Below are 10,647 nucleotides of genomic sequence, written 5' to 3'. Positions count from 1 at the left end.
AACCGGCACCGGCTTTTGCGCGACGAGCGCGGCGGCATCCGGCTTTGCGGCCATTTCGTGCAGCGTCGCGCCGGTTTCGGTTTCGCCGTGGATTACCGCCCAGTTGGTCGGCACGCGGCCGCGGTATTTCGGCAGCAGCGAGCCGTGCATGTTGTAGGCGCCCCGCGCGGCAATTGCCAGCAGGTCGACCGGCAGCATGTGGCGGTAGTAGAACGAGAAGATGAAGTCCGGGCGCGCGGCGCTCACCGCGGCGCGCAGCTCGGGACTCTTCGGATCGGCCGGCGTGACGACCGGAATGCCGTGCTCGGCGGCGACCGTGGCGACGCTGCCGAACCAGATGTTTTCAGTCGGGCTGTCTTCGTGGGTGACGACGAGCGCCACGTCCACGCCGCGCGCGAGCAGCACCTGCAGGCAGCGCACGCCGACGTTGTGATAGGCGAATACGACCGCGCGCGGCTTCATGGAGTCGGGCCCTGATCGACGAGCGGCGCGGCCTGCACAGCCTGTACGACCGACTGGCGCGGCGCTTCGGCCACGGTCGCGCCGTCGCGCTGTTCGAGAATGGTTTGCACGAGGTAGCGCGGACGTGCGCGCACCTGCTGGTAGATCCGGCCGATGTATTCGCCGAGCAGCCCGAGCGCGAAAATGATCACGCCGAGCAGGAAGAAGATCACGGCGAACAGCGTGAACACACCTTGCACTTCCGCGCCGATGATGAAGCGCCGAATCAGCAGCAGCACGAACAGCGCCGCGGAGCCGAGCGACAGGATCACGCCGATGAACGACAGCCATTGCAGCGGCACCACCGAGAAGCCGGTGACGAGGTCGAAGTTCAGGCGGATCAGCGAATACAGCGAGTACTTGGATTCGCCTGCAAAACGCTCTTCGTGCGCGACTTCGATTTCGACCGGATTCTGCGCGAAGGTGTACGCGAGCGCCGGAATGAACGTGTTGATTTCGCCGCAGCGGTTGATCGTGTCGATGATGTGCCGGCTGTAGGCGCGCAGCATGCAGCCCTGGTCGGTCATCTTGATGCGGGTGATGCGCTCGCGCAGGCGGTTCATCGCGCGCGAGGCCTTGCGGCGCCACAGGCTGTCCTGGCGCTGCAGGCGGATCGTGCCGACGTAGTCGAAGCCTTCGCGCATCTTGTTGACCAGCTTGGCGATTTCTTCCGGCGGGTTCTGCAGGTCGGCGTCGAGCGTGATGACGATCTCGCCGCGCGATTGCTCGAAGCCCGCGAGAATCGCCATGTGCTGGCCGTAGTTGCCGTTGAGCAGGATCACGCGCGTCGTGTCGGGCCGCGCGCGGAACTGCTCGCCGAGCAGGGCGGCGGATTTGTCGCGGCTGCCGTCGTTGATGAAGATCACTTCATAACCGGTGCCGAGCGCGTCGAGCGCCGGATAGAGGCGCGCGAACAGCGCAGCCAGACCGGCTTCCTCGTTGTACACCGGGATGATGACCGACACTTCCGGTGCGACGGCGCGATGTTCCGAATGAATCATTTCCGCTTATTTTCCGTATTGTTCGCAAATTTCATTGACCGCGCGGCACACGCGCTCCACGTCCGCTTCGTTCATCAGGGTGAACAGCGGCAACGTGACGGTGCTCGCGCCGTAGCGCTCCGCATGCGGGAACATGCCTTCCTTGAAGCCGCGCGCGCGGTACAGCGAGAACAGGTGAATCGCCGGGTAGTGCACGCCCGAGCCGATGCCGCGTTCTTTCAGCGCGCCCATGAAGCCGGCGCGGTCGATCGACAGTTTCTCGAGCGGCAGCGTGATCAGGAACATGTGCCAGTTGCTGTTTTCGAAGTCAGCAAGCGGCAGACCCATGCCCAGCTTGACCGCCGCGCCGCCCTCGAAGCCCGCGAAGTACGCGCGCGCCAGTTTCTTGCGTTGGGCGATAAAGCGCTCGAGGTGCGGCATCTGGCCGAGGCCGACGCGCGCGGCGACGTCCGTCAGGTTGTACTTGCCGCCGAGCACATCGCAGTCCATGCCGTCGAAGCCGGTGCGGGTAATGCCTTGCAGGCGGTACTTCTGCGCAAGGATCGCTTCCTCCTCGTTGTTCAGGACCAGCGCGCCGCCTTCGATGGAGGTCAGATTCTTGTTGGCGTGAAAGCTGAACGAGACGATGTCGCCGAGCTTGCCGATGCGCTCGCCTTTCCACGTCGAGCCAAACGCCTGCGCGGCGTCTTCGATCACACGCAGCTTATGGGCGCGGGCGATTGCGTACAGCCGGTCCATATCGACCGGCAGGCCTGACAGAAAGACCGGGATCAGCGCCTTGGTGCGCGGCGTGATGGCTTTTTCAAGCAGATCGAGGTCGATGTTGCGGGTCACCGGATCGATGTCGGCGAACACCGGCGTCGCGCCAGTTTCATAGATCACGTTGCTGGTCGAGACCCACGAGGCGGGCGTGGTGATGACTTCATCGCCCGGGCCCACGCCGGCGATGCGCAGCCCGATTTCGAGCGTTGCCGTGCCGGAGTTGAAAGTGCGCACGGGACGCCCGCCGCAGTACTCGGACAGCGCCGCTTCGAATTTCTGGTTTTGCGGACCGGTGGTGATCCAACCGGAGCGCAGCACGTCGGCGACGCCCTGAATCGTTTCTTCATCGATCTCGGGTTTGACAAACGGCAGGAACGGGACTGTTGACTGGCTCATGAATGCTTCGCTCGATTGAAAGGGGCGCAACCCGGAGGGCGCGAAGTAAAACACACACTATGCGCAAAGCCAAGGCAGCGGCACAAAAAGGGCGCAACCGCGCAGGATACAGTGGACAACCTTACGTCTAACTTAAACAGCCGGAACGCTCGCTCACGGCTTCGCTTGCAAAGTCTTTCACTGCCTGCGTCTACCGTAAGCCGGTACGGGCAATAAACGGTAATAAATTGTGTCTGCCTAAGTGTTCGGCTAAGTGTTCGATTAAATGTCCGGTAAGTCTTTGCCGGCGGCGCGTCGCCTAGCTGCGCGCCAGCACCAGTACACCGATCAGGATGACGCCGATGCCGATCAGCTTCTGCATGGACAGCACTTCGCCGAACAGATACCACGCCGCGAACGCATTGACGACGTAACCGAGCGACAGCATCGGATAGGCGATCGACACGTCGACCCGCGACAGCCCGACGATCCACACCGCCACGCTGATCACATAGCAAGCCAGCCCGCCGATGATGGGCGGCTGCGTTGCCAGGCGAAAGGCGATGGGCAGGATGTTCGCACGGGTGAATTCAAAGTGTCCAACGGCATTTGTTCCGGCTTTGAGCAGCAACTGCGCACCCGCGTTCAACGAGACGCCGGCGAGGATGCAAAAGAGGGAAATCGGGTTCATCGAACGGTCAGATCCTGAGATGGGGTCATTGTGCTGATTTTTCCAGGGGCGCCGGCGCGGCGGACCCGGCGAGCGGCTTGGCGACCACCACCCGGCGCGGGTCGCGCGCGATCACCTGCATCGGCAGGCCTTCCTTGAGGAGGCGGTCGTAAGTCGGCGGCGGGATCAGCGCGAGCGCGTAGCGATCGGCCATCCAGCGTGCTTTCCAGGCGTCGACCGTCGGCACCCATTTCTGCGGTTCGACGGACACGCCGAATGCCAGTTCGTCGGGATGCTCGACCATGATCATGGTGTGGCCGACATAGAACGGCAGCGTGTGGTCGAGCACGCCGACCGAGTAGAACGGCGTATCCGCCGGGACCTTGGCGAGCTCGGCCTTGATCGCCGGAGCGAGCGGCGCGCCGGAGCTCAGGCGGCCGAACACGTCGTGACCGGTGCCGGCGATCGTGCCCAGCAACAGCCATGCCGCCCCGAAGCTGGCCACGGTGCCCAGGCTGATAGCCCGGCTGCGGCGATTCAGCCAGAGCGCGGCCAGCGTCAGCACGAAGGCGACGCCGAGCGCCGCCAGCACCCAGGTACGGTACTCGGCATACAGCTCGGCCGGATTGCGCGCGCTGCCAAAGCGCGGCAGGAACAGGGCGATGAATGCGGCGACGACGAGAAAGAGCGCGTAGCCGGCCAGGTGGCGGCGCAGCTGGTCGCGCGTGACGAGCGGCAGATACATGCCGATCATGAGCGCGATCGGCGGGGCGATCGGCAGCGTGTAGGACAGCAGCTTCGAGTGGGAGGCGCTGAAGAACAGGAAGATGAAGACAGTCCAGACCAGCATCAGCGTGACCGGGGCGAAGCCGTTCGGCTGGCGCGGCAGGCGCCATGCGTGGCGCAGGCTTTGCACGGTGACCGAGAGCCACGGCAGAAAGCCCACCAGCAGCACCGGCACGAAGTAGTAGAACGGCCCCGGACGGTTCTGCTCGGGCGTCAGATAGCGCTTGAACTGCTGAACGATGAAGAAGAAGTTCAGGAATTCCGGATTGCGCTGCTGCACCAGCACGAACCACGGCGTGACGATCGCGAAGAAAATGATCAGGCCGCCGATCAGATGCAGGCGTTTCCAGAGCGCCCAGTCGCGCGCGATCAGCGTGTAGAGCACGAGCACGGCGCCCGGCAGGATCAGGCCGACGAGTCCCTTGGAGAGCACGGCCAGCGCCATCGAGGCCCAGCAGACCCACATCCAGGCACGCACGCCGGCGGCCGGCAGGTTGGGGCGCTGCGCGAGCAGCAGGGCGCACAGCGACAGCTCCATCCAGAACGACAGGCCCATGTCGAGCGTGTTGAAGTGGCCCATCAGGTTCCAGTACGGCGAGGTTGCCAGCACGAGCGCCGCGAACACGCCGGTCGCCGCGTTGAACACGCGCGCGCCGGTGAAGCCGATCAGCAGCACGCCGGCAAAGCCGGTCAGCGCGGTGTAGAGCCGCGCCTGCCATTCGCCGATCCCGAACCACGCGAACGTAAGCGCATTCGCCCAGGTTTGCAGCGGCGGCTTCTCGAAGTACTTGTAGCCGTTGTAGCGCGGCGTGATCCAGTCGCCGGTGACGAACATCTCGCGCGCCATTTCGGCGTAGCGGCCTTCGTCGCTCGGCAGCAGGTGGCGCCAGCCAAGCGGCACGAACCAGATCACGGCGAGCGCCAGCAGGAGCAGCAGGATCGTGGTGCGGTTGAGCGTCAGCCTCGACGGCATCTCGTTCATGGGTTTCAACCTTTCTGGCCACGCCGCCGGGACGGCGAGGCATTGTTATCTGTTATCAGGAATGGCGGCCGGTCATGCGGGGCGGACATCCGGGGGCGGCCGTGCGCGACACGCTGCGCGCGGCTCGCAGGCGACCCGGCCGCTTGCTGACCGGCCGCTTCCAGCGGTCCGACGCTTCCGGCGGTCCGACGGTAATGCGGTACGGCGTCAGGCTTCGATCAGCAGCGCGGCCGCGACCTTGCGGCCCTCGGCCATCAGAATGTTGTACGTGCGGCAGGCGGCCTTGAAGTCCATCGTTTCGACGCCGATGCGCTTGGCCGTAAGCACGGCGGTCAGGCGCGGGTGCGGAAAGCGCAAGCGCTCGCCGCTGCCGAATATGACCACTTCAGGCGCGGCGTCGACCAGCATGGCGAAGTGCTCGGAACTCAGCTGTTCGAACGAGGAAACAGGCCAGGGGATGACCGGCGCGTCCGGCAGCACGAGCAGGCTGCCTGAGTGGCGCACCAGATTGATTTCGACGTAGTCGGCGCCGTAACCGGTGACGGTGTTGAGCGCGCCGCTGGAGTCCTGATGTAATTTCAAATTGGTTTTCCGAGGTCATCGTGAGACAGCATGCGTGTTGACGGCCTGACCGGGTGACGCGGAAGCAGGGCGCCTTGACGCGAGTGACGCACGCGATTGGCGATTGGGGCAAAGCGGCCGAAAAGGCTTGCCGTTGCAGTTGGTGCATTGCGGAAGTCGGCCAAAATCCGCTAAATTATAACTTTTTAGCCGCCTTGCGGCGCCCCCCGCTCATGCGCCGCCACAAGCCGCGCTGAGAACACGGGTGCGGCCCACCGGCTATCCGCCTGGGTTCTGACCGCTTTCGGCCGCTTTTCGTCTGTTTTTTGTCCGCACGTGTGGCGCACGTGTGCCGGCCGTCGCCGGCCGTGCCACGCCCGAATTCCCCGTATCGGCGAACCTGCCCGGCCCGCTTTGTTGTCTGCGCGAGCCGGTTCGCCCAAGCCATCAACCCAGGATGAAGTGCCCGCCGTGAAACCGATTCTCAAATCCAACAAGTTGTTGAATGTCTGCTACGACATTCGCGGGCCCGTCCTCGAACATGCGAAGCGGCTCGAAGAAGAGGGCCACCGCATCATCAAGCTGAACATCGGCAATCTCGCGCCGTTCGGCTTCGATGCGCCGGACGAAATCATTCAGGACATGATCCTGAACCTGCCGGGCTCGTCGGGCTATTCCGATTCCAAAGGGGTGTTCGCTGCCCGCAAGGCGATCATGCATTACACCCAGCAAAAGGGCGTGCACGGCGTCGAGCTGGACGACATCTACATCGGCAACGGCGCCTCCGAGCTGATCGTAATGGCGCTGCAGGGCCTCCTGAACGACGGCGACGAAGTGCTGCTGCCCGCGCCCGACTACCCGTTGTGGACCGCCGGCGTGAGCCTGTCGGGCGGCACACCGGTGCACTACATCTGCGACGAGTCGAATCGCTGGATGCCCGACCTCGACGACATTCGCGCGAAAATCGCGCCGAATACGCGCGCGCTCGTGGTCATCAACCCGAACAACCCGACCGGCGCGCTGTACTCGGACGAACTGCTGCTCGGCCTGATAGAGATCGCCCGCCAGCACGGCCTCGTGATCTTCGCCGACGAGGTGTACGACAAGATCGTCTACGACGGCAAGAAGCATACGTCGATGGCGGCGATCTCCGAAGACGTGCTCACCGTCACCTTCAACAGCCTGTCGAAGAGCTACCGCTCGTGCGGCTATCGCGCCGGCTGGATGTTCATCTCGGGTCTGACCGGCGAGAACCGCCGCCACGCCAAGGATTACTTCGAGGGCCTCGGCATCCTGGCTTCCATGCGGCTGTGCCCGAACGTGCCCGGCCAGTACGCGATCCAGACCGCGCTCGGCGGCTATCAGAGCATCAACGACCTGATCGTGCCGAGCGGGCGCCTGTACAAACAGCGCGAACTGGCGTATGACATGCTGACGGCCATTCCCGGCGTGAGCTGCGTGAAGCCCGAAGCCGCGCTGTACATGTTCCCGCGCCTCGACCCGAAGGTGTATCCGATCAAGGACGACCAGCAGTTCATCCTCGACCTTCTGCTGGAAGAGCGCGTGCTGCTCGTGCAGGGCACCGGCTTCAACTGGAAAACGCCGGATCACTTCCGCGTCGTGTTCCTGCCGAACGTGGACGACCTCGCGGACTCGATCAACCGGATCGCGCGTTTCCTCGACGGCTACCGCAAGCGTCACACAGCCTAGCGCACAATGGGGCGCATGGCGCTTGGGACACCCCGCGCCGCCCCCGGCACCCAGTTTCCTTTTAATCCTCTACTCGAAAACACACGCTGCATGGAACCGATCAAAGTTGGACTGCTGGGCTTCGGCACGGTAGGCAGCGGCACCTTCACGGTACTGCGCCGCAATCAGGAAGAAATCAAACGCCGCGCGGGCCGCGGCATCGAAATCACGCGCATCGCCGTGCGCAATCCCGCGAAAGCGACAGCGGCGCTCGGCACTGAAGCCGGCACGGTGGCGCTGACCGATGACTTCAACGCGATGGTCGACGATCCTTCGATCGATATCGTGGCCGAAATGATCGGCGGCACGGGCGTGGCGCGCGATCTCGTCCTGCGCGCGATCAAGAACCGCAAGCACGTGGTCACGGCCAACAAGGCGCTGCTCGCGGTGCACGGCACGGAGATTTTCGAAGCGGCGCGCGCCAACGGCGTGATGGTCTCGTTCGAGGCGGCGGTGGCGGGCGGCATTCCGATCATCAAGGCGCTGCGCGAAGGGCTGACGGCGAACCGCATCCAGTACATCGCGGGCATCATCAACGGCACCACGAACTACATTCTTTCGGAAATGCGCGACCGCGGGCTCGATTTCGCGACCGCGCTGAAGGCCGCCCAGGAACTGGGCTATGCCGAAGCGGACCCGACCTTCGACATCGAAGGCGTGGACGCCGCGCACAAGGTGACGATCATGAGCGCGATCGCGTTCGGCGTGCCCGTGCAGTTCGACCGCGCTTACGTCGAAGGCATCAGCAAGCTCGCGGCGATCGACATCAAATACGCCGAGGAACTCGGCTACCGCATCAAGCTGCTCGGCATCTCCCGCCGCACGGACAAGGGCATCGAGCTGCGCGTGCATCCCACACTGATTCCGGAAAAGCGCCTGCTGGCGAACGTGGAAGGCGCGATGAACGCGGTCGTCGTGCACGGCGACGCGGTCGGCGCCACGCTGTACTACGGCAAGGGTGCGGGTGCCGAGCCCACCGCCTCGGCGGTGGTGGCCGATCTGGTCGACGTGACGCGTCTGCACACGGCGGATCCGGAGCATCGCGTGCCGCATCTGGCGTTCCAGCCGGACAGCCTGTCGAGCACCCCGATCCTGCCGATCGACGAGGTGACGAGCGGTTACTACCTGCGTCTGCGGGTGGCGGACGTGACCGGCGTGCTGGCCGACATCACGCGTATTCTGGCCGACACCGGCATTTCGATCGACGCGCTGCTGCAGAAGGAATCGGAGCAGGTCGACGCGAACGGCAAGGGCGAAACCGACATCGTCCTGATTACGCACGTGACGGTTGAAAAGAACGTCAACGCCGCGATCAGGACGATCGAAGGGTTGAAGACCGTCGTCTCGCAAGTCACCAAGCTGCGCATGGAAGCGCTGAACTAGGCAGAACTATGAACTATCTTTCCACGCGCGGCGCCGGAGCCGGCGAGCGCCATACCTTTTCGGACATCCTGCTGGGCGGCCTCGCGAAAGACGGCGGCCTGTACCTGCCGGCGGAATATCCGCGCGTCAGCGCCGACGAACTGGCGCGCTGGCGCACGCTGCCGTATGCCGATCTCGCCTTCGAAATCCTGTCGAAGTTCTGCGACGACATTCCCGCCGAGGACCTGCGCGCCATCACGCGCAAGACCTACACGGCGCAGACGTACTGCCACGTGCGCGACGACGAAAGCGCCGCGCAGATCACGCCGCTGAAGACGCTCGGTGTCGAGAACGGCGCGCCGCTCTCGCTGCTGGAACTGTCGAACGGGCCGACGCTCGCGTTCAAAGATATGGCGATGCAGTTGATCGGCAATCTGTTCGAATACGCGCTGGCACGGCATGGCGAAACGCTGAACATTCTCGGCGCGACTTCGGGCGACACCGGTAGCGCCGCGGAATATGCGATGCGTGGCAAGCAGGGCATTCGCGTGTTCATGCTGTCGCCGCACAAGAAGATGAGCGCGTTCCAGACCGCGCAGATGTACAGCCTGCAAGACCCGAACATCTTCAATATCGCTGTGGAAGGCGTGTTCGACGACGCCCAGGACATCGTCAAGGCGGTGTCGAACGACCACGCGTTCAAGGCGAAGTACAAGATCGGCACGGTCAACTCGATCAACTGGGCGCGCGTCGTGGCGCAGGTCGTGTACTACTTCAAGGGCTATTTTGCGGCGACCACGTCGAACGACGAACGTGTGTCGTTCACGGTGCCGTCGGGCAACTTCGGCAATGTGTGCGCGGGTCACATCGCGCGCATGATGGGCTTGCCGATCGAGAAGCTGGTGGTCGCGACGAATGAAAACGACGTGCTCGACGAGTTCTTCCGCACCGGTATTTACCGCGTGCGCAAGGCGGCCGAGACGTATCACACCAGCAGCCCGAGCATGGACATTTCGAAGGCTTCGAACTTCGAGCGTTTCGTGTTCGACCTGCTGGGCCGCGATCCGGCGCGCGTGCTGCAACTGTTCCGCGACGTCGAAGAGAAGGGTGGTTTCGACCTCGCGGCGAGCGGCGACTTCGCGCGCGTGCGGGAGTTCGGTTTCGTGTCGGGCAGCAGCAACCACGAAACCCGCGTGGACACGATTCGCGACGTGTTCGAGCGCTATGACACGATGATCGACACGCACACGGCCGACGGCCTGAAGGTGGCGCGCGAACATCTGCAGCCGGGCATTCCGATGATCGTGCTGGAGACGGCGCAGCCGATCAAGTTCGGCGAGACGATCCGCGAAGCGCTGCTGCGCGAACCTGAGCGGCCGGCCGCGTTCTCGGGGCTGGAGTCGCTGCCGCAGCGTTTCGAAGTGCTGCCGCCCGACGCGCAGCGCGTGAAGGACTTTATCGTCGCCAATACGGGCAACTGAGCGGGCAACTGAGCCGGATGCCGCGCAGCATGGACCGGCGGCGCGCGCCGCCGACCTTGCACCATCGACACTCTTGACGCCTGCCAAGCCGCACGACGCTTGCCGCGACCCTCCGCGGCAAGCGCTCAAAAACCAGAAAACCCCTCCATAACGCCTGGCCGCGCAAGACGCTGCCATCGACCGCTACAATATTCTTTTAACCAGCGGCTTCGAGACCAGAGATGTCCACACCTACGCCCCGCGCGCCGATGCTCGCCACCGCCGAAGCCTTGGCGACCCTGCTCGCCGCAGCGCGCCCGATCGCCGGCACGGAATCGGTCCCGACGCTCGACGCGCTGAACCGCACGCTCTCGGCCGACGTCACTTCGCCGCTCGACGTCCCGCCGATGAACACCAGTTCAATGGACGGCTACGCGA

9 protein-coding genes and 1 pseudogene are annotated in these 10,647 nt (G+C 64.2%); 4 read left to right on the top strand and 6 right to left on the bottom strand.

Annotated features, from left to right (window positions below; genetic code table 11):
* The 6 genes from A6V37_RS36190 to A6V37_RS36165 form a co-directional block, all read right to left on the bottom strand.
* Positions 1-462: formyltransferase family protein (locus A6V37_RS36190; protein WP_279616177.1), on the bottom strand; the 462-nt coding region annotated here is incomplete at its 3' end.
* Positions 459-1,502 (bottom strand): glycosyltransferase, encoded by a 1,044-nt coding sequence (locus A6V37_RS36185; protein WP_064269897.1) that lies wholly within the window; start codon positions 1,500-1,502, stop codon positions 459-461. The genes A6V37_RS36190 and A6V37_RS36185, both read right to left, overlap by 4 nt.
* A gap of 6 nt (positions 1,503-1,508) precedes the next feature.
* The gene (locus A6V37_RS36180; protein WP_064269898.1) at positions 1,509-2,660 is read right to left on the bottom strand and encodes a DegT/DnrJ/EryC1/StrS family aminotransferase; all 1,152 of its coding nucleotides are present in this window, start codon (positions 2,658-2,660) and stop codon (positions 1,509-1,511) included.
* Between the two features lie 298 nt (positions 2,661-2,958).
* Entirely contained in the window at positions 2,959-3,330 is a 372-nt protein-coding gene (locus tag A6V37_RS36175; RefSeq protein WP_064269899.1) for a DMT family transporter, read from the bottom strand.
* A gap of 25 nt (positions 3,331-3,355) precedes the next feature.
* Positions 3,356-5,077: an ArnT family glycosyltransferase gene (locus A6V37_RS36170; protein WP_064269900.1), complete on the bottom strand. Its 1,722-nt coding sequence runs from the start codon at positions 5,075-5,077 to the stop codon at positions 3,356-3,358.
* Positions 5,078-5,284: 207 nt separating this feature from the next.
* Positions 5,285-5,659, bottom strand: a complete 375-nt coding sequence (locus A6V37_RS36165; protein WP_064269901.1) for an Mth938-like domain-containing protein — start codon at positions 5,657-5,659, stop codon at positions 5,285-5,287.
* A gap of 441 nt (positions 5,660-6,100) precedes the next feature.
* Between A6V37_RS36165 and A6V37_RS36160 the strand changes: the two genes are divergently transcribed.
* The 4 genes and pseudogenes from A6V37_RS36160 to A6V37_RS39745 form a co-directional block, all read left to right on the top strand.
* Entirely contained in the window at positions 6,101-7,348 is a 1,248-nt protein-coding gene (locus A6V37_RS36160) for a pyridoxal phosphate-dependent aminotransferase (RefSeq protein WP_064286881.1), read from the top strand.
* Positions 7,349-7,438: 90 nt separating this feature from the next.
* Positions 7,439-8,770: a homoserine dehydrogenase gene (locus A6V37_RS36155; protein ID WP_064269903.1), complete on the top strand. Its 1,332-nt coding sequence runs from the start codon at positions 7,439-7,441 to the stop codon at positions 8,768-8,770.
* An 8-nt stretch (positions 8,771-8,778) separates the two neighbouring features.
* Complete coding sequence (gene thrC, locus A6V37_RS36150; RefSeq protein WP_064286880.1) at positions 8,779-10,230, top strand: threonine synthase; 1,452 nt, start codon at positions 8,779-8,781, stop codon at positions 10,228-10,230.
* A gap of 221 nt (positions 10,231-10,451) precedes the next feature.
* Positions 10,452-10,647, top strand: a pseudogene (locus A6V37_RS39745) (molybdopterin molybdotransferase MoeA); the annotation flags it as partial.

The sequence above is a fragment of the Paraburkholderia ginsengiterrae genome (genome assembly GCF_001645125.1).
Taxonomy (GTDB): domain Bacteria; phylum Pseudomonadota; class Gammaproteobacteria; order Burkholderiales; family Burkholderiaceae; genus Paraburkholderia; species Paraburkholderia ginsengiterrae.
This window is presented reverse-complemented; position numbering and strand designations above follow the sequence as displayed.